This is a genomic window from uncultured Gimesia sp., from assembly GCF_937919775.1.
Lineage (GTDB): Bacteria > Planctomycetota > Planctomycetia > Planctomycetales > Planctomycetaceae > Gimesia.
Map to the genome: position 1 here is coordinate 1 of NZ_CALFPF010000440.1, position 20,886 is coordinate 20,886.

The 20,886-nt window shown below is 51.5% G+C and carries 12 protein-coding genes; 5 read left to right on the forward strand and 7 right to left on the reverse strand.

Going from position 1 to position 20,886, the window contains the following annotated elements; genetic code table 11:
• The first annotated feature begins 182 nt into the window (after positions 1–182).
• On the forward strand, positions 183–998 hold the full coding sequence (locus Q0294_RS12410) for a 3'-5' exonuclease (protein WP_299465586.1): 816 nt from the start codon (positions 183–185) through the stop codon (positions 996–998).
• An 11-nt stretch (positions 999–1,009) separates the two neighbouring features.
• Here the strand turns inward: Q0294_RS12410 and Q0294_RS12415 are convergent, their stop codons facing one another.
• From Q0294_RS12415 to Q0294_RS12430, 4 genes are all read right to left on the reverse strand, one after another.
• Positions 1,010–2,197, reverse strand: a complete 1,188-nt coding sequence (locus tag Q0294_RS12415; RefSeq protein WP_299465589.1) for a hypothetical protein — start codon at positions 2,195–2,197, stop codon at positions 1,010–1,012.
• Between the two features lie 206 nt (positions 2,198–2,403).
• Complete coding sequence (locus Q0294_RS12420; RefSeq protein WP_299465593.1) at positions 2,404–6,198, reverse strand: tetratricopeptide repeat protein; 3,795 nt, start codon at positions 6,196–6,198, stop codon at positions 2,404–2,406.
• Between the two features lie 20 nt (positions 6,199–6,218).
• Positions 6,219–7,184 carry an aldose 1-epimerase gene (locus Q0294_RS12425; protein WP_299465596.1) on the reverse strand — a complete coding sequence of 322 codons (966 nt, stop codon included), beginning with the start codon at positions 7,182–7,184 and terminating at the stop codon, positions 6,219–6,221.
• 63 nt (positions 7,185–7,247) lie between these two features.
• Entirely contained in the window at positions 7,248–7,814 is a 567-nt protein-coding gene (locus tag Q0294_RS12430; RefSeq protein ID WP_299465600.1) for a YqgE/AlgH family protein, read from the reverse strand.
• A 328-nt stretch (positions 7,815–8,142) separates the two neighbouring features.
• On the opposite strand from Q0294_RS12430, the gene Q0294_RS12435 reads away from it, so the two are divergent.
• Complete coding sequence (locus Q0294_RS12435) at positions 8,143–10,269, forward strand: hypothetical protein (protein ID WP_299465603.1); 2,127 nt, start codon at positions 8,143–8,145, stop codon at positions 10,267–10,269.
• Between the two features lie 103 nt (positions 10,270–10,372).
• Here Q0294_RS12435 and thiC read toward each other — a convergent pair whose 3' ends face one another.
• Entirely contained in the window at positions 10,373–12,190 is a 1,818-nt protein-coding gene (thiC, locus tag Q0294_RS12440; protein ID WP_299465606.1) for a phosphomethylpyrimidine synthase ThiC, read from the reverse strand.
• A gap of 317 nt (positions 12,191–12,507) precedes the next feature.
• Between thiC and Q0294_RS12445 the strand changes: the two genes are divergently transcribed.
• Entirely contained in the window at positions 12,508–13,494 is a 987-nt protein-coding gene (locus Q0294_RS12445) for an adenosine kinase (protein ID WP_299465609.1), read from the forward strand.
• A gap of 1 nt (position 13,495) precedes the next feature.
• Positions 13,496–15,157 (forward strand): NCS2 family permease, encoded by a 1,662-nt coding sequence (locus tag Q0294_RS12450; protein WP_299465612.1) that lies wholly within the window; start codon positions 13,496–13,498, stop codon positions 15,155–15,157.
• A gap of 23 nt (positions 15,158–15,180) precedes the next feature.
• On the opposite strand, the gene Q0294_RS12455 is transcribed toward Q0294_RS12450, so the two are convergent.
• Positions 15,181–16,611 carry a hypothetical protein gene (locus Q0294_RS12455; RefSeq protein ID WP_299465615.1) on the reverse strand — a complete coding sequence of 477 codons (1,431 nt, stop codon included), beginning with the start codon at positions 16,609–16,611 and terminating at the stop codon, positions 15,181–15,183.
• A complete protein-coding gene (locus Q0294_RS12460) occupies positions 16,608–17,141 on the reverse strand; it encodes a sigma-70 family RNA polymerase sigma factor (protein WP_299465618.1) in 534 nt (177 codons plus the stop codon). The genes Q0294_RS12455 and Q0294_RS12460 overlap by 4 nt, the downstream gene beginning before the upstream one ends.
• 311 nt (positions 17,142–17,452) lie before the next feature.
• Between Q0294_RS12460 and Q0294_RS12465 the strand changes: the two genes are divergently transcribed.
• Positions 17,453–20,886: DUF1553 domain-containing protein (locus Q0294_RS12465; protein WP_299465621.1), on the forward strand; the 3,434-nt coding region annotated here is incomplete at its 3' end.

Below are 20,886 nucleotides of genomic sequence, written 5' to 3' on the forward strand. Positions count from 1 at the left end.
CAAGAAAACACCAAACTACTAAAACTCTTCCTTATTGTTTATACTTATCAGTAGAACCGAATGGAAGGGGCCGTTGGTGGTCTTGCGAAACGAAGCCCCGTTTCCAGAGCGATCCTGTTCGTCAGTCAATGTGTTAAGTCTTAATATCATCATAACTTGCAAAACAGAATGCGAGAGAGAACGTGTCCCAGTCCCAAGTAGCTTATCTTGTTTTTGACGTCGAAGCGGTTGCCGACGGAGACTTGATTTCCCGGGTTCGCTATCCGGGTGAAGAATTATCCCCGTCGGCAGCGATTGCCAAATACCAGGGGGAGCAAATGGAGTCCACGGGTAGCGATTTCCTTCCCGCCACCTTCATGTTGCCAGCCTCGGTTGCTGTCGCCAAGCTGACCGCCGATTACCGCCTGCAGGATTTAACGGTACTTGATGCGCCGAAATTTCGTCCGCATGTCATCACCAGGAAATTCTGGCAGGGCTGGACGCACTACGGTCAGCCCACTTTTGTGACCTTCAACGGCCGAGGCTATGATCTGCCGGTATTGGAACTGGCCGCCTATCGTTATGGCATTTCTTTGCCAGAGTGGTTCAATCTGGATGCCCGCAGTTTTGATCAGTCGCGCAATCGTTACAATACCTCGGCCCATCTTGATTTAATGGATCTGTTTTCCAACTTTGGCGCGGGCCGTGTGACCGGCGGTTTGAACCTGCTGGCAAATCTGATTGGCAAGCCGGGCAAAACCGGCATTGACGGTTCCAAAGTGCAGGCGATGTATGACGCAGGAAAAGTTCAGGAAATTAACGACTACTGCCGCTGCGACGTGTTGGATACCTACTTCGTGTTTCTCAGATCACGCGTACTGACCGGGCAACTCAGCATTGAAGCGGAGCAGGAGATCGTGACCGAAGCCTATCGGTACCTGGAACGGGAATCCGCTGGGAACGCCGCCTATCAGCATTATCTGGAGCACTGGGGCGACTGGGAAGCACCTGAAGAATAAGGTTCCGACGACTACTTTGCGTATTGAATCTGCATATCCGACAAGAGAAACTGCATCACAAAATTATTCATGGTCTCACTGATTTTGACAGGCAGTGGCTGATTGCTGTTGAATTCGATCTCAACCGCATCCCATTTTCCGCCTGGGTACGGGCTGGTCGGGTTGGGCTTCAGTTTCAATGTGATGAATCGCGGTGCCGAGGGGGCTGTATCATCGGTTGCGAATTCAATGGTGAAGGATTCGACGATAAACGTCTTCTGATCGACGTCAATCAACCAGGGGGGAAGTGCTCTCTGAAATGCCGGGAAGCCGGTGGGGAGGGTTCCGTCCGATTTGGAATACAGTCTGGCGGGAACGTCCGCAGGCCGTTGATCGCCGAGTTTGAAAATCGTGGCACCATTGCCTAATTTGATTGATTCAATCCGCTGTGATTCTGCAATCCAGCGTGCGACCAGTTTTTCAATTTCCCGCAGTTCCGCCTCATCTCGGTTTTCGGAACTGAGTCTGGAAAACGAGATGCGCTTAATCGGGTTCGTATGGGATGCTGGGTTCTGCAGCATTCCTTCCGGAGGAAAGATGGCTTTGGCGACGGTTTGTGATACCATTTTTGGCAAGCCGTCCGTTTCCCGCGTGGCGCTGGTTTGTATTACTTTCGAAGCCGTCAATTCAATCGAAGCAAAACCTTGTTTTTGTTTTGCAGGGTCAGACAGGAACGTCAGCGCTTCCGGCAACATGGACTGCGGATTAATCTGCAGTTCGAAAGGGCGGCAGAGATGCCGGGTTAATGCGTCCCGCGGTTGGCCGCGCAGAATAATGCTGGTTTCCGAGTGCTGCACCAGCTTCCAGTCGTAGTCTGCCAATAACGCCTGAGTGCTCACCGGCTGTTGGAATTCGGAGATCAGCGAGAGTTCATGCCCTGAAAAGTAGGTCTGGTTTCCTTTTTTGAACTCTTCCACCTTTGACTGGGGAGTCACAGGCGACAGAAACCGTGATGCCGCCGACCATTGTTCTAAAACTTTTCCGGGAGTTGATTTCACGGGTTTGAGTGGCAGGAACTTGCCGGTGAACTGGTCATAGGGTGTCGCAGAGGTTGATGTTTTGCGTTGCGCTGTCGGGAGTCGGTCATCTGCCCGAAGCTGCTGATTGACGATCAGTATCACTAGAACCAGATAACAAAAAACATGTTGATGACGACGCATCGCTGGACTCACTATGAAACGGGGAGGCGAAAGGAACTTCGCAAGGGACAGGAAATCATCGAAGGGAAGACTGCCAGAGAGAACGGCAATGTATCAGAAAGGCAAAAATAACAAAACGGCAAAATTCAGGCCGGATTTCTGCAGGAGAGCGTGGTTTTAATTTCGTTGATAAGCCCAGATGAATCAGCGGGTTAGGGGGAAATTGCTCAATTGTCCTGGTTTGCGGGGTCCCTTCGGGACTTGGATTTCTCCGCTTCCTGAGGGATCGTTTTTACCAGCGATTTGAAAGCGGGCAGCTCCTGCAGTGCACTGAGGTCCGGGTCTTTTTGCATCCATTCCACGTCATCGAACCCGTTCCTGGAGGCGGTTGCCAGATAGTGGATCGCTTTTTCCTGATAAGCTTTGATTCGCTGCTGGACCTCGGGAGTTTTTTCTTGATCTTTCAGGTTAATCAAAGCCCGCCCGAACACACAGGCGACGTTGTACTGGAACAGGCCGCTCTGTTCGAACTGTTTTGCCTGTCCCTCGACAAACGCAATGGCTTTGTCATCCTCATGATTATAAACCATGCAGATGGCCAGTCCGGTAATCGCCTGCGAACTTTTATTATCCAGATCAAAAGCCTTCTGGAAATCTTTCTGCGCCGCTTTCCAGTCCGACTTCTGCAAGTTCGTATGTCCGCGTCCCGTATACGCATCCAGATAAGTGTCGTCGATACGAATGATCTGGTCGTAGACCTTGATCGCTTCGTCCCACTTTTCTGCTTCATTCAAAATTTGTGACTTGGTGATGTAGGACGGCAAGTATTGTTGATTGAACCGGATTGCTGTGTCGCAGGCAGCGAGAGCGTCATCCAGTTGACCGAGTTGCTGAAAGATATACGCTTTGGACAGCGTGGCAAAAATCGAATCAGCGTCCAGTTTCAGAATGTCGTCACAAACCGCCAGTGCCTCATGATACCGTTTGAGTTTTCGGAGTAACGTGATTTTACTGGAGTAGGCTGCCGTATATTTCGGATCGACTTCGATCGCGCTGTCAAATACCTTGATCGCTTCGTCCGGCTTTTGCAGGGAGAGCAGCAAATTTGCTTTGAATTCATAGGAATTCATATAGCGGGGGTCGGCTTTGATGGCGTCGTCGCAGGCGGCAAGGGCGTCATCCGGTTGAGCAAGCTGCTGGAAAATAGAGGCTTTGATCAGAATGGCAGGAGCCGAATTCGGGTTCAGTTTCAGCAGATCATCGCAGACCACCAGCGCCTGGTGATAACGTTTGAGCTTTTGGAGTAACGCGATTTTGTTGAAGTAGGCTTTCGTATTTCGTGGATTGGCTTCGATCGCGCTGTCATAAACTTTGATCGCTTCGTCCGGCTTTTCCATTGTGAGCAGCAAATCCGCTTTGAATTCATACATATTCATATACAGCGGATTGGCTTTGATGGCGGCGTCGTACGTCGCTAACGCTTCTTTATTTTGCTGGTGCTTCGCATAATGCGAAGCAAGTACGGTGTAAGCGAATGAATCCAGCGGCGCAATTTCGATGGCCTTATTGAACTGCTGCAGCGCTTCGGCCGATTTGGACTGGTTACTGAAAATCAGCCCTTTTGCCACGTAGAGACGCGGCTGCATGTCATCAATTTCCAGCGCCAGATCTGCATACTTTAACGCATCCTCATACTGCTGCAGAGCATTTTTCGCATTCACGATGCCCAGATAGGCGGGAACCAGCAGGGAATCGATACTGATGGCGGTTTCATATTCCTCAATCGCTGCCTGCCACGCTTTATTGCTTTGCTGCCGCTCGCCGTTTTTCAGATAATGGTTCGCTGGTGAACGCTGGTAAAGATTCGCCAAAGCCGTCTGGGCCGCTGTTTGTTTCTCAGCCAGAGTACCCTCATGACGTGCTTGCATAAGCGTGCGACGGGCTTCCGGTGTGCCGATCGAAACTAAGGCAGAATAGATGGCATTCCAGGTGGATGACTGATCGGTCTTCCGGAGGGCGTTCTGCAAAATGGTGATCGCTTCGTTGGAAGCAGAGGCCTGCAGACCTGAAGTCGTGCCTTTCACGATCGACGGGTTAGTGTCTTCCAGCGCCTGTGCCGCCAGTTTGTAATAGTGAGGCGATTCCACTTTCTGGAGTGAGGCCAGGATTAATAATTTTTCGGCAGCATTTGCCTGGGGGTAAACTTTCAGAAACTGTTCTTCGACCGTCTGGTCTCCGATGGAAGCCAGAGTTTTGATCACAGATATCCGCAGACCCGCATCGAGTTTCGAGTTCTGCAGATGCTGGAATAAGACGGGAATCGCACGGGGATCTTTCAGCCGGTCGATGAAGGCCAGCATCTCCGGGGAAGGAGTCGTCTGTTGCAGTTGCGTCAAAACATAGTCCATCGCCAGCGATTCACTCGCGACGTCTTTGCGTTTGATGAGTTCCCGAAACGCCACCGCTCTTAATTCGGCATGGGGGGAATTCAAGGCATCGGTGAGCACTTCGAACAGTTTGGGATGTCCGTTGACAACCAGCGCTTTCATTGCTGCCTCACGCAGTTCCTGGTTGTCACTGGAAAGAAAGGCGTAAATGGCGTCGCCCCATTGCGGGCGCGGACTCTGGGCAATGATGCCGATGATCACTTTCTGGGATTCGGGAGGCTGCTCTTTTAACAGTTTCAGAAGTAACGTCTGGCCTTCCGCATAACGGGATTCCGCAAGACTGGCGACCGCCATTTCAAACTGCAGGCCGGGTTTCGTCTGGGCGACTTCAGCCAGCCGTTCAAAAGCACGCGGATCTCCGAAATAGCGGAGTGCATATAAGGCTGCTTGCTGAACTTGCAGGTTCTGATGCGTTGTGAGTTCTAACACCAGCGGCAGTTCTGCATTCGTCAATTGACGACCGCCGCTGATCAGTGCTGCGATTTTGACAGGCGGTGAGCCAATGCGGATCTGTTCCGATACGTTTTCCCGCGACAGCACACTCATCGCACTGTCGAGGGCGGCATGGATGGCTTCTGCTTCCGTCTCGTGCGTGACTTGATTGCGGGATTCCCCCAGATAAAGCGTCTTCGCATCTTTAAAAATATCACCGGAAAGATGCAGCTCTCTGATCATGGCGGGAAACAAAGGGAAAGGTGGTTCTACAATCGTATTCATGCCGATTTGTGCTGCAGCACGAGGTAACCATTGATTTACGGCGGAATCGACCTGGGAATTTTGATTGGGGAAGTGAATCACGAACCGTTTGATGTTTTGCGCGGTGAGTAGTTCCACCTCGTGCATCAGACTGCCGATATTGATGGAATTCAGTTCTCCCATGATTGTCAGTTCTGCCAGACATAAACTCGGTCCCATCCGTTGCACGGTGTACTGTAATTTTCCGAGTTCGAAACGGTTCACGTTCAAACTCACAGGCTGTCCATTGAGGGTGGTCTGGATTTCAATCTCAGGAATACGCGGACCAGCCGGTAAGTCGGAGAGCACAATCCACAGGCCGCCCTGTTTGCCAGGCGGGACCTCTACTTCATTCTCAAACTTTAAACTATTCAACTGCAGGCTGCGTTTGCCTAGCAGGACACTTTGGTAGCTGAGATTTCTGGGTAAACCGGCAACCTGATGGGCTTGCCCGTCCACAGTGGCTATGATCTGATTTCGAATCAGCTTGAGGGGCTGCTGGCTCTGGTTGACGAGAATCAATCGGGTCACGAAATAATGCGAACCGTTGCGGGCCTGAAACGCGACGCTTTTCAGCGAGTCATCGATGATCAGAAAGGCTTTCGTCTGTAATGAAACGGCGGGCTGGTATGCGGGCCGTTGATTCAACGCTTTCAACTGCTTTTCGATTTCGAGTAGTTGCTGTCGACTTTGTTCTGCCGAATCCGTTTCGCCGGAATCCTTTCCGTTGGTTTCTCTGGGTGCAATGTTGTTTGGCTGAGCGGTGACCGTTGCCGACGGCAGCAACAGGAAGGCTGCCAACAGCGCTGTGATCAGGCATATTCCATTTCGACATTGCATCCGGTTTCTCTCCACGATCATCAAACGGTCACTTTACCGGCCCGGATTTCAATCCAGGTCTTGATCTCCGACCCCGGTGGTAAAACGCGCAGCCCGGTTTCGGCATCTTGTCTTGTCAGATTGATGGCATTGGTCACGCAGGTATAAGGTTCCAGGCAGACACAGTTTCGATGGGGGGGCGTGAATACCACCAGCTCTGAAAAGAGGGAGTCGTAGTCCTGAGACACGACCAGCCCTGCCTGCTCATCCATGATCAGGCATTCGTACTGTTCGGTCCCTTCCGGCAGGCCGCTCAGCACGTGATCCAGTTTCAGTTGATCGAGCCAGGCCCCTTCGCGGAGATCATGCGATTCCGGTATGGATTTCTTGACGCCGGTCGGCAGGCAATCTTCCAGAACCCACTCTTCCGCAGCCGGTGCTTCAATCAGGCAATTTTTGAGACTGCTTTGATCGGACAACGGAACTTTAAAGTAAGGGTGTGTTCCCAGTCCCCAGGGAACCGAGGTCTTGCCCGGGTTGCCGATGCGAATGTCGGCGCGCAAGGTGGCGCCTCGTACTTCATATCTGACTTCAATAAAGATGTCGCCGGGCCAGTATTTCAGACGGTTTTTTCCGTCAATGCTTAGTTGAAACTGGGCAATCGCGTAGTTTTCTTCCTGATGGATGACGCGCCAGGGCAGATCCAGACAAAACCCGTGAATCGCATTTCCCATTTTATCATGATACGTTTTGTCGGCGGGAAGTTCATAGCTGACGCCTTCCCATTTATAGCGTGCATTCGCGATGCGGTTCGGGAAAGGGAACAGGATGGGAATCCCGCCGCTGCTGGGGCGCTGGTCGCCGTATTGAAATTCCGGAGGGGCATCGATGACATCAATACTTTGACCGTCGACCATCGCCTGAAACTGATAACAGTTAAACCCCAGCTCCGGCAAAATGTGTGCGAAAGAACCAGTTTCCGGATCTGAAATTTTAATGAACGTCATGCGAAAGGTTACTTTTCATGTTGATGATTTTGCGGGGCGTTTTTTCTCAGCACGCTTCGGCTTTCAGTTCCACTCAGGGTGAGCCGTCTCTTGTGGCAGAAAGCGTTTTTCAGCCATGGCTCTTTCGATCAGAACGTCCCAGATATCATAGGGATCAAGCTCGAAAATGTCTTCTACGGTCGCACGTGTATAAAGCCAGTCCATCCGATATATTTCGGATTCCAGTTGCAGGGGCGCCCAGCCGGCACATCCGAAAAAGATCCGAAAATCCAAATTCGGGTCGCCTTCTGCAATGCGCCAGATGACCTGCTCGAATACATCCGGGCTGCTGCCCATGAATAAATCGGGAACAATCGGGTCCTGTGTTTTCTCCAGATCCGTTGCGTTATGCAAGGCGAACATGCCGTTCGGCTCGACAGGCCCTCCTGTGAACACCATGTCTTCAAGTCTGGGCAGATCAAAATAGCTCGAAAGCGCATTCGTGATCGAGAACGAAGAAGGGCGATTCAAAATCAATCCGGTCGCTCCTTTCTCATTGTGCTCCACAATCAAGACGACCGATCGATAAAAATTGAGATCATTCAGCTTCCGCGAAGCGATTAAAAAATGCCCCTTTAAAGATTTCATCATAGAGGGATATTCTCTCCTTATATTTCAGGAAATCGGACTGGATGAATTACTGCAAAGACACTGACTGCACAAATCTTATTATAACTGGACAAAACCTGAAAAAACAGAGTTAGATTTTCCCCCTGAAATCGCCCTTTTTGCAATGGTTTACTCTACCGGTTAAGCCGGTTTTGCGTCTCTGGATTTCGGGTCGCTGCCCAAAATCCCGAATTTGGAAATTTTCTATTCCAAATTGAACGTATGTCGTCTATTTTAGTGGTAGAAGTCTACCAGTAGTTCTATTTCCCTAACCGCGCCGTATTCAATTTTTCAGTATGGTTTGATTACAATGAATTCTACAAAAACACAACTTGCCCTTTTGTGCGCGATGGTGTGTTCACTTTTTATCTCAAATCCTCTTTTGGCTGAGGAAAGTTACGAACGCTTCACCGAGCGCACGTGGACGTATCGTGATGGTACCCAGGCAACGGGCAAGTTGATTATCGTTTCCGGTCCCGAAGTCACACTCAAACTGGAGGGTAAGGGAACCGTACGCGTACCACTTGAGAAATTGAGTGTCAAAGATCTGAATTGGATTTATGAATATCATAAGCGAAAAAAACAACTGAGCTTCCTGCCTCCGCAATACCGCAAACCGCAATCGGAAACACCGGAATCAAAACCGGAGACAGAGACTCCGAAACCGGCGGAAATGGAAAGCAAACCAGATCAGCCTGAAAAAAACATGACGGCTGCGGAACAGCAGACGGACGAATCATATAAACCGTTTACGGTTCGCAAATGGACTTTGAAGGATGGCACCAGTCATCAGGCCAAGTTGCTGTCTGTTTCCGGGCAAAAGGTGATCCTCATCCAAGATTCGGGGCTGGGATTGCAGATTGAGCTCGACAAACTCAGCGAGCAGGACGTGAACTGGGTCGTTGAATATTACCGCAGGAATAATTTGCTGAGTCGGTTGCCTGCAGAATATCGAGACCGGGCCGCGAAGGATTTACCTGCAACTGAGTCGATGGTGAAACCGTCCGTCATTCCGATGATACCCGATCTTCCCAAAGAAGTCGCAGATAAGATCGCGGAACAAAAAGCACAAATGGAAGCAGTAGCCGCGGCTGCAAAAGCGAAGGCCGCTGAGGGAGACGACCCCGGTGTCGTCAAAGCCAATACGGAAATCGATCCGGTGCTCGTTGCCGTTTTACGTGATTACCGGGTCTGGACTGATAAAAAGGGGCAGAAGTCCGAAGCAATCTTCTCGAGAATTGACGGCCGTGAAGCACTCTTTGCCACACGGACTGCAGGTTTCGCGCGCGTGCCTATTGGCACGCTGATTGATGAAGACCTGCAACTGCTGCGGGATACGTTGAAGATGCACGGTCGTTTCGACGAAATGCCACTTGTTTATCGAGAACCACTCGATCCGAACCTCACTCCAATCAAACTCAAACAAATCCTCCGGGTGAATGATCACCGTAAGTGGACTGACCTTATCGGCAATTCTGTCGGCGCTTCCTACATAAAAATGGAAGATGGCAAAGTATTTCTGTTGATTACGAAAACGTCAGCGATCCAGGAGTTTCCTTACGCGAACTTCACTGCGGAAGACCAGGAGTATGTCCAGGAGCGTCTGAAAAAAGAAATTCCCGGCAACTTCTTTCCTGCAGGAGTTGAGGGAGTCGAACTTTCCTTAACGCCTGAAGAGCGCGAAAAAGAGTTCCGCATCTGGACGGATCGCAGCAATCGTCAGCTCAAAGGCAAATTCGACCGGTTGGCGTACGGCAATTCCGTGGCTGTGATCAATACGGGGAAAAAAGAAGAACTGTTCATCACGGAATTCTTCAGCGACCAGGATCTGAGCCTGATCAAACCACGCAAACAGAAACAGACAGACCAGCTGGCAATGAATGGGAATAGCAATCCGGGGGGCATGAATCGGGGTATTCCAGGTCAATTTTCTGGCGCGATGGCAGGGAACAGTCCCGTCTCAAATCAGAATCCTAACACTACGATGACTGATGATTTACACTTCAAAAAGCGCACGTTTACCTGTCCGCTATGTAATAAAAGTCATCAATCCGAATCACTGTTTTTTTCTCAATGTCCGCATTGTGGGCTAAAGGACACGGATACGATTTACAAGTGTGAGAACTGTTCTCGAACCTTCAAGACCGATTTTTATCAAGGTCATACAGCCCCCTGTCCTTACTGCAATAATAAAACACCGAATAATCAGGTTGCATTTAACAATTCCTCGATGCCTGGTGCAGCTATGACGCGGGAGAAAATGTATACCTGCGAGAAGTGCAGTCTGAGGTTTTCAGCGGATGGACATGGTAATAAAGCACCGTGTCCGAAATGTAACTCAGAATTCAGCGGGAATGCCAATTTTTGGGCGGCAATAGTTAAACTGATCATTGTCATTGTACTGGCGAGTGGCGGCTACTACAGATTCAGCAGATAGATTTTTCAAGTAGAAACCTGATTGTAAATAATCATTTTTACCAAATACAAAGCCTGTTAGCTGGTAATAAAAACCAGTCGACTGTCAGTCTGTGAAACTGCCGCTACGGGCGTTGATTCAACACCGGCAGCGCTTTAGACGTCTGCATCTGTTGTGCTTCTTCGGGAGCGACATAATCGCTGTGACACGATGCTTTGTCCTGATCGCCGGTCATTTCCTGTTTGACTTTCGAAGCCAGTTTGTGAATCTGATCCGGACTGAGCACGCCTCGCTTCTCCAGAATTTCCTGCTGTTCGGCGGTCAACGGTAACGTTTTCTTGGCCTTGTCCCAGGCATAATCTTCCGATTTGCCCGACATGAATTCCTGAATCTCTTTCGAGATGCGAACGCTGCACCAGTCATGGCCGCACATGGCGCAGAAATCCGTGTCGACGTCCAGATCTTCGTCGTGCAAAGCACGTGCGGTATCTGGATCGAAACTCAACTCGAAGTGTTTTTCCCAGTTCAAAGCAGCCCGGGCTTCCGTCAAGTCATCGTCGCGATCGCGGGTTCCCGGAATACCCAGCGCCACATCAGCCGCATGCGCGGCAATTTTATAAGCGATACAACCTTGTTTGACGTCGTCTTTTTTCGGTAAACCGAGGTGTTCTTTTGGCGTCACATAACACAGCATGCTCGCGCCGTGGTAGCCGGCTGCGGTTGCACCGATGCAGCTCGTGATATGATCGTAGCCGGGAAAAATGTCTGTGACTAAAGGACCCAGCACGTAGAACGGCGCACCGTGACACAGTGTTCGCTGGAGCTTCATGTTGAATTCGATCTGGTCGAAGGAAATGTGTCCCGGACCTTCAATCATGACCTGCACCCCTTTTTTCCAGGCACGTTCGGTCAATTCACCCAGCACACACAACTCGGCCAGTTGCGCACGGTCCGAGCCGTCCGCCAGTCCGCCGGGACGTAAACCGTCGCCGATGGAAAAACTGACGTCGTATTCCCGCATGATTTCGCAGATATCATCCCACAACTCATACATCGGGTTCTGACGCTGGTTATGCAGCATCCATTTCGCCAGGAGCGAACCGCCGCGGCTGACAATGCCGATCAACCGTTGAGCCACTAAAGTCAAATGCTCCTGCAATACGCCGGCGTGAATCGTGAAATAGTCCACACCCTGTTTTGCCTGGTGTGTGAGCATCTGCAAAATGCTGGCGTGATCCAGGTCTTCCAGACGACGGGCAATGATCATTGAATAAATGGGGACCGTGCCGATGGGGACCGTACTGTTTTGAATAATCGCCTGCCGACAGCCGTCGATGTCTCCTCCCGTGGAAAGATCCATCACCGTATCCGCGCCCCACTTCTGAGCCCATGTTAACTTTTCAATTTCTTCGTCCGTGCCTGAAGAAACCGGCGAGGCGCCCATGTTGGCATTGATTTTCGTTTTTGAAGCGCGGCCAATCGCCATCGGATCGAGCTTGTACCCGAGGTGAACTTTGTTGGCCGGGATAATCATGCGACCGGCGGCGATTTCGTCGCGAATCTGTTCGGCGGTCAGATGGGGTTCCCGTTCCGCAACCCGTTCCATTTCCGGAGTGATCGTTCCACAGCGGGCAAGTTCCAGTTGAGTGACCGGCAGAAAATCAGCCGGAGGGGTCCAGGCATCTGCGGTTTCGTAATTTTCTTCAAAGCCGGCTTTCCGTTCCCAGCCTTCCGGCATGAAATCCCAGGCGGTTTTGTCTGAGACAGCAGGCATACCCGGGGTATCGGGGGAAGAAAACGTCAAAGCGCCTTTGACTCCCGGTGCAATCTGCGGTGGATTCGCGAAACTTCCCGGATTCGTCTGGTTAGGGCGCGTTGAGGGATTTCCACCGATGGGTGGTAGTGAGTACAGCAAGTCATTCGCAGATGAGGAGTTCGTCATGCTTAAGGCATCCTTCAATTGTTGATGCGGTGAATCGAGTCAATTTCTCGTGTATTTTTTGTTGGGGAATCCGGACTAAAAATCATTTCACTTGCAGCAGAACTGCCCCGGATGGGAACGCTTCCTGGATTCCTGCCTATATAGTAGTGACCTGACTGCTTTTTTCAAACTGATTAGATGGTTACTCTCTGTGGTTTCCCATTGAATGATGATTGGTTATGATCTGCACGTTGTGAAAAATGTTGATCTGGACTTCTTTCTTGCCTTCGAAAAGATCGAATTAAATAGATTCTGAATCCGTCAGTTTAAGGTAAAACATGCAATACGATGTATATGGCGTTGGAAACGCCTTGGTCGATATTCAGGCGCGCGTCTCAGATGCCACACTGGAAAAACTGGGATATGCCAAAGGCATCATGACCCTGGTTGATGAAGAAGCCCAGCAAAAAGTACTGGGAGCCCTCGATGGAGCCCCGATTTCTCAATCTGCCGGCGGTTCTGCCGCCAACACCGTGCTGGGAGTCGCCGATTTTGGGGGAAAAGCAGCGTACGCGGGTAAAGTTGCCAGCGATATGCTGGGCGAATTCGATCTGGCCGACATGCGGAAACTGGGTGTGACCATCGATGTGGTTCCTTCCCCGACCGGACAGACCGGAACCTGCGTCGTTCTGATTACGAAAGACGCACAGCGGACCATGTTGACCAATCTCGGCGTGTCTGCCACATTGAGCGTCGAAGATTTAAACGAAGAACACATCAAGAATTCAAAATATGTCTATGTCGAAGGTTATCTGTTTACGGGAGAAACCCAGAAGCAGGCCGCCTATCGTGCGATTGAACTGGCAAAAAAACATGGCGTGAAAGTCGCGTTTACCGTTTCCGATCCGTTTCTGATCAATTTGTATCGGGAAGAATTTCAGCAACTGATCGAAGGTCCTGTCGACCTGCTGTTCTGTAATCTGGAAGAGGCCCGCAGCCTGACCGGAAAACACGATGCGGTCGACTGTGCTCAGGTGATTCACAAACATGTCCCCAATCTTGCTTTGACGCTGGGCCCCGACGGTTCGATTCTGATGCATGAGGGACGCGTCATTCCCATTGAAGGGGTTCAGACGGAAGCCATTGATACTACCGGCGCCGGAGACATGTATGCTGCCGGTATTCTGTATGGTATTACCAACGGCATGACCTGGCATCAGGCCGGTCATCTGGCCTCCCACGCCGCCGCCCGCATTGTCTCGCAACTGGGCGCGCGATTGAAACGTCCTTTCACACAGGATGATATCAAGGAACTGCTTAGTTGAAATGAAGCACAGTAATTACCCCCTCTTCGTACGACGCGACCTGGACGGTTTTTTCGCCTTAATGATCGATAACCTCGTCCAGCTTCTATTAATCGTGGCGTTGTGTGGACTGTGTGGTATCTCTGCTGACTCAGATTTGTTGCTGCAGTACATTCTCCCCGGAGCCGCGCTGAGTATTCTGTTCGGGAATATTTTTTACTCCTGGCAGGCGCATCAGCTGGCGAAAAGGGAAAACCGGAGCGATGTTTGTGCGCTCCCTTATGGAATTAATACTCCCTCACTGCTGGTTTATATTTTTTTTGTGATGGTGCCCGTTTATCAACGTACCAATAGTGCCGAAGCGGCCTGGCAAATGGGTTTGCTGGCCTGTTTCGGTAGCGGCGTGATTGAATGTCTGGGTGCATTCGTCGCAGATCGGGTGCGCAAGCTGACTCCCCGCGCCGCCCTGTTGTCCACACTCGCGGGCATCGCCATCGGCTTCATTTCGATGACGTTTGCCTTGAAAATCTATCAGAGACCGCTGATTGCCATGCTGCCTGCCGCCGTGGTGTTACTGACTCTCTTTTCCCGTACGAAACTTCCCTTTCGTATCCCCGGCGGGTTGTTGGCGATTATCGTCGGCACCATCTGCGCCTGGGTACTTCCTGAAGTGATTCCGCAGCTCATGGAAGGTTCTCCGATGAGTGCCGCGGCCATCAAAACGGCCTGGGGTCAGTGGGGCTGGTATCCGCCGCACTTCGCGGGTTCCGCGCTGTGGGAGTTACTCAAAGAACCCGGTGAATGGCTCGGTTACATGTCGGTCATTTTTCCGATGGGCCTGTTCAACGTGATCGGAAGTATGCAGAACATCGAATCTGCTGAAGCCGCCGGCGACAGTTATCCTGCAAAACCGGCGATGCTGGCCAACGGCGTGGGAACCATTGTCGCGTCGCTGCTCGGCAGTTGTTTTCCCACAACGATTTATATCGGACATCCCGGCTGGAAAGAGATGGGCTCGCGTGCCGGTTATTCCATCTTGAATGGTGTCTTTTTTATGTTGATCTGTCTGACGGGAACAACAGGCGTCATCAGCAAAATTATTCCTCTCGAAGCCGGAATCGCAATTGTGCTCTGGATCGGCATGGTGATCACCGCTCAGGCATTTCAGGCGTCTCCCAAACGTCACGCGCCAGCTGTCGCATTGGGATTGTTTCCGGCGATTGCCGCCTGGGGCGCAACCATCATGCAGGGAACTCTGCTTGTTGGCGGGGGCAAATCGCTGCAGGAGATTCTGTCTGCGAATCTGTTTACCGAAGTGAATGGTTTTCTGGTGCACGGGCTGGTGGTGATGGAACGCGGTTTTATTTTTACCTGCATGATCCTGGCTGCCATTTGTGCCTGCCTGATTGACGGCAAGTATCGCTCTGCTGCGGTCTGGTCTGTGATTGCGGCGTTGTTTGCGTTTGTCGGTCTCACGAATGCGTACGAAATCATGGGGAACGACATCCATTTTCGGCTGGCGTTCACAAAAGATAACCTCGATGGCTTCACCTTCCGCGCCACAGGCATCGGCGTCGGTTATCTGCTGTTCGCCGCCACCTTTCTGATTCTCGGCGGCTGGAAAGACGATCCCCCCTCACCCGAAGCAGAAGAGCCCAATCCCACACTGGACATCGGGCATTAAAGCAGCGGCGCTATCAGATCTGATTACTTGTTCGTCGGCGCTTCGTAAATTCGCACATTGCGAAACTGGCTCTCGGCACGGGCAATCACATCTTCATCGGCGATAAAATGCAGATAGCGGTATTTGCCTGTCAGGTAACGTCCGACGCGAATCCGAAAGCGTTTCCAGCCGGTTCCCGTATACGTGTTAAACTGCTGTCCGATGTGCGACCAGGCTTCGTAGCCGTAAATCTGGAACACATGATTCTGTTTACCGTACTGCATATCGGTGTCAAAACCAAAACCGTGAATCTGACCTTGATGCGAGGAGCGAAAATCGAATTCGATCACCGTGTCAGGCGTGATTTCTTTGTTGACTTCCAGTGTCTTCCAGGCGTTCCCCCACAGGCGAATGCCTTTGCCCTGCTCGATGAGCTGGTAATCCGTTGGTAAATCATATTGTCCGTCCTGAAAACTATAAGGCTGAATTTTGTGTGCGGCAAAGTCGATGGCTGGAATGTCGCCGGGCGGATCCGCGACAGAAAACTGATCTCGGGTAGGGAAAGCACTCTGGTCCGCCAGTTGACGAACTACTTCCTGCCCGCTGTCATCAAAGACAATTGACTGTCCGGCTTCCACGGTGATTGAATCAGCGGCTTCCGGTGTAACATCCTGAACGATCTCTGCTTTGGGTTGTGACTGCGATTGTGAAACAGTAACACTCCCCTGGAAAACATGCAGTTCGGTCTGATCATCGGGGGTCACCGCCAGCCCGAAGTTGGCCGATTGCGACAGAATCGTCAGATTAGCGGTCGTCAACGTGAAATCGTGAGGCCGTGATGTTCCGACAACGGCTAAGCGGCCCGATTTTAAATAGGCGCGATCATCCGAGTTCACACCCAGCTCGGCAGGTCCCTGCAACGCGATCGTTGTACCGCTCAAAAAGTCGATCAAAGCCTGTCCTGACTTTAATTTTAACCAGCCCGGAACAAGCGGTTTGCTGACATCCTGCGTCCACTCTGTCTGTTCCCAGACAGGATGATGTTCCTCAATGATCATGGCAGAGGGAACTCCGTCACTGGAATCCAGCCGCGCGACCGCCTGTGTGGGAGTGCCTTCCATGACCAGGAGCATCGTCAGGAACAGGCAGACAACTACCGTGGTCGCCAGAGCATAACGCATGAAAGCCAGTTGCTTTCGCGCCGAGACCACGCCGGGGTCGACGTTCGTGGAAGCAACTTTAATTTCCGGTGTCAGGCAGAACAGATCCGGCAGCGGTTCGGTTTGCCCCTGTTCCCATTGCAGCAGCGAATCGGTATTCATCATTTGCAGATAAAGATCGCGGGCCGCTTCGTCCGATTCGAGACCGGCCAGAAAATCCCGGTTTTCCTCATCGGTGAGTAAACCATCGAGAAATGCGGAGACGATTTCCTGGGGATCTTTCTGATCGTGGTGTGGTTGGCGCTTTTGATTCATGACAAATTCTCTCCCTGCTCACTGGCAAGTGTTTTTTGAACGCACTCTTGTAATAGTTGGCGAATCCGATAAAGCATTTGGGAAACAGCGCCCACGGAACGCCCTTGTTCTTTCGCAATCGATTGTACCGATGCGCCTGGCGCATATCGTTCCTGAATCAGGCGACGGCTTTGTTCCGGCAGTTTGGCAAGACAGCGTGAGAGAATCCGCTGCAGGTCCTGGGAACCGGCCAGTTTCTCTTCATTCTGTTTAGCCAACATCGATACCAGTTCCACATTAAATACCATGGAATCCCGTTTGTTGTCACGATAAAAAGCCAGGACCTGAAAGTAAGCGACTTTACACGCCCAGGCTATGAAGTTGGTTCCCGCTTCGAATTCCTCAGAACGCCGCCAGAGCACCATATTCGTTTCCTGAAGAACATCCTGTACCGATTGTGAATCCGGCAGCAGAGATCGAATATAAGCGTAAAGCAAGCTCTGATTAGCTGTTAGAAGTTGAACAAAGCTTTCCGTCTCTTCAGGCTTCAAGGTGATGGTGACCCCATTCTAAGTACCACCGGAGTCCGGTCGTGTTAAAATTCTTTGCTTTTATATACCAGAAAATAGGGAATCTCACAAAAAGGCAGGCTCTCTCTTAAAAATTTCACAAATTTAATAATCAGCGTTTATTTGGAGTGAGATCATCGGGTGTCTCGGTATATTAGACCAGATCACGATTTACTACATTGCAACATTCTTGTGTACAGTGGGTTTGTCGAGTCCGGCATGACCCTGATTCTGACAAAACTCGCCCGCGTTGACCTCTCTACTGAGAACCTGACTGTCTGGAATGGCCCGCTATGAACCAATTGGCATTCGTTAAGCGTTTCCTCTGCCTGCTGGGTCTTTTGTTCGCCCTGCCTCTGTCTGCCAGCCCGTCCTACGCGCAAAAAGAAAAAAGTACCAAAGCGACAACCCCGACCAGTTATCGGGCGCTGATTCTTTCAGACCAGCCGGTGCTCTACTGGGATTTTGAGACGCCTGTTCCTGAAGGTTACGGCAGCGTTGTGGCTGATCAAGAAAAATCCGAGCCTGTGCAAGCGCTGATGAGCGGTCAGCTGGCTAAACCGTCAGCCGGGCCTCGTCCTTCCGAATTCCCCCTGTTCAACGCCAACAACCAGGCCGCCGGATTCGATCCGGGAGCCGGTTTCCTGCGTGTGGTCGATCCGGGTGAAAGAAGTCCACTGGATTTCACCGCCGGCGATGCGATCACAATCGAAGCCTGGGTAAATCTGAATTCCACAAAAGCCGGGCGATTTTCCTATATTCTCGGGAAAGGCCGTACACATCGAAAAGGAGTAGCCCAGGACAATCAGAACTATGGTCTGAGAGTGACCGGTTCCGAAATCAGTTTTCTGTTTTGCACGCAGCCTGAGGAGAACGAAACGAAGCCGACCTACCACCGCTGGACTTCCACCGGTGCCGGCATCAGTGCCCACAACTGGCACCATGTGGCGCTGACTTACACGTTTGCGAAACAGAAAAGTTTGAAAGCCTATATTGATGGTAAGTCCGTATCCGGAAAATGGGATGTGGGCGGCGATACTTCGCGGACGCCGGTCGTCGATGACGATGAACTCTGGATCGGCTCTTCCATGGGCGGATCGGCCAACAGTTCGTTTGATGGTCAAATGGATGAAGTCGCCCTCTATCGAACAGCGCTGTCCGCTACGCAGATTGCGGCGCACTTTAAATATGTCGCTCCCCAGCCGAACGTCGACTGGACCGCGATTCCCGGCGACCGGGTGCAGGTGGATGTCTATGAAGGGATTCCCAATCAGAAGTCCTGGAGCTTTCGTCCGCCCCGTCTTGCAGAAACGTTCACGCAGCCCCACTTCGCTTTGATCGAAATTCCCAACCGTTACTCGGCACGGGGCGTGAAAATCGATCGGCCTGATCCGTTCCTGGTGCGGGCGATGTCGCGGATGACACTCCCCTCAGGCAAAAAACGGATTCTGGTCCGCGCCCGTAATGCGTCGCGGTTGTATATCGACGACAAGCTGGTTGCAGAAACCGGTTTCCACAATATTACCGACAGTGGTCACGACAAAGTTTACGATGTCGATCGGAGCCTGGCGCCGCACATTCGTCCGTTGCACCGAGGCGATACCGAAAAAGTAATCGAATACACGGGAGACGGCAAACCGCATCGCGTGCGGTTCGAAATGATCGTGGGCGGTTCTCGGCATCGGCCCGATTTCGGAGAAACCGCCCTCTTTATCGGCGATCTCGGCAAAGATTTTCAACTGCTGACTCCGTCTGATCAAGTGGTGATGCTGACGGATGCAGACTGGTTGCCCTTCGAGCGTCAGTACCGCTACGATCAAATCGCCGTCAATGCGAAACGTCGCCGGGAAACTTCCGCGAAAGAGGATCAGTACTGGGACTGGCGGCATCAGCTCGCCAAAAAAGAAACACTCAAACAGCCTCAGGTCAAAGTACCCGCTGCTGCAAAAGGCCTGCGAGCCAGCAATGCCATCGATCACTTTATCAATCAGCGACTGGCAACAGAAAAAGTCGCTCAATCTCCGCTGCTGAATGATCTCGCTTTCCTGCGACGCTTGTCCCTCGATACCACGGGAACGGTTCCCTCACCAAAACAGATTGAGGAATATCTGGCCGACAAGCCGGAATCACGCCGTGCGAATGCGATAAATCGACTGGTCAACGATCCAGCCTGGGCCGACAACTGGGTCGGCTATTGGCAGGACGTGCTGGCTGAGAATCCCAATATCTTGAATCCGACTTTGAATAACACGGGACCCTTCCGCTGGTGGATTCACGAATCGTTCTATGACAACAAGCCTTTTGACCGTTTCCTGACCGAACTGGTGATGATGGATGGCAGTAAATACTTTGGTGGTCCGGCCGGCTTTGAAATGGCTTCCCAGAACGATGCCCCGATGGCGGCAAAAGCACACATTATTGGTCAAGCATTTCTGGGGCTGAATATGAAGTGTGCCCGCTGTCACGATGCACCCTTTCATGATTTCAAGCAGCGTGATCTCTTCAGCCTGGCAGCGATGTTAAAGCGGTCTCCCCAGGGAGTTCCCAAAACCAGTTCGATACCTGGCTTTGATCCCAAGTCAAATTCGATGCTCGTTTCAGTGACGTTATTACCGGGCGAAAATGTCACGCCAAAATGGACGTTTGAAGATCTGGTCAAGCCGGGCAAATTTCCGGAAAATTATCTGCGGTCTTCCAAAGATACCCGCGAACAACTGGCGGCCATTATCACCTCGCCGCAGAACGAGCGTTTTGCAAATGTGATTGTGAACCGCGTCTGGAAGCGCTATCTCGGACACGGTCTCGTAGAACCCGTTGACGACTGGGACGGACAGGAACCTTCCCATCCTGAATTGCTCAAATACCTGTCACAACAATTTGTCATTCACGGTTACGATCTGAAATACCTGTCACGTCTGATTTTTGAATCAGACCTGTATCAGCGACAGGTGGTAACAGACATGACCAAAATTGAATCGCTGGTCGATGCGACTTATAATTTTTCCTCACCGGTTTTACGCCGCATGGAAGCCGAGCAGATTGTGGATTCCCTGTTTGCGATTTGCGGTAAGCCGCTGGACGCCGGCAGGATGTGTATCGACATTGACGGAGCCCGCGATTATCACAACTCGCTCGACTTGGGAACGCCGCGTCGCGCGTGGGAATTCACATCCCCTTCTAATGAACGCGATCGCCCCAGTCTGGCGCTTCCCTTTGGCGAGCCGTTTATTACGTTGATGACAACCTTCGGCTGGCGCGATACGCGGCAGAACCCGATGACCGTCCGCGAGTATTCATCGACCGCATTACAGCCGGCGATTCTTGCCAACGGTCTGATTGGCAAACGCTTCACTCGACTTTCCGACGACAGCGATTTCACGAAACTCGCCTTGCAGAACCAGCCTGTAGAAGAGTTGATCAGTCAGACCTTCATGAAAACGCTCACGCGCCAGCCGTCTGGCAGCGAACGGCAAATGTTTCTGGAACTGCTGCAGCCCGGTTATGCCGATCGCATTAACGTGAATGCCGGGATTGTCAGCCGCGAACCGCTGCCACGCAATCTGGTTGGCTGGTCAAACCATGTGAATTCGCGGGCGAATGAAATTAAGGTCGAGCTTGAGCATGCGGTTCAAAAGGGGGATCCGCCGACGCAGCGTCTGAAAGACGACTGGCGGAATCGCTATGAAGACTTGCTCTGGACGCTGTTGAATTCACCGGAATTTGTCTT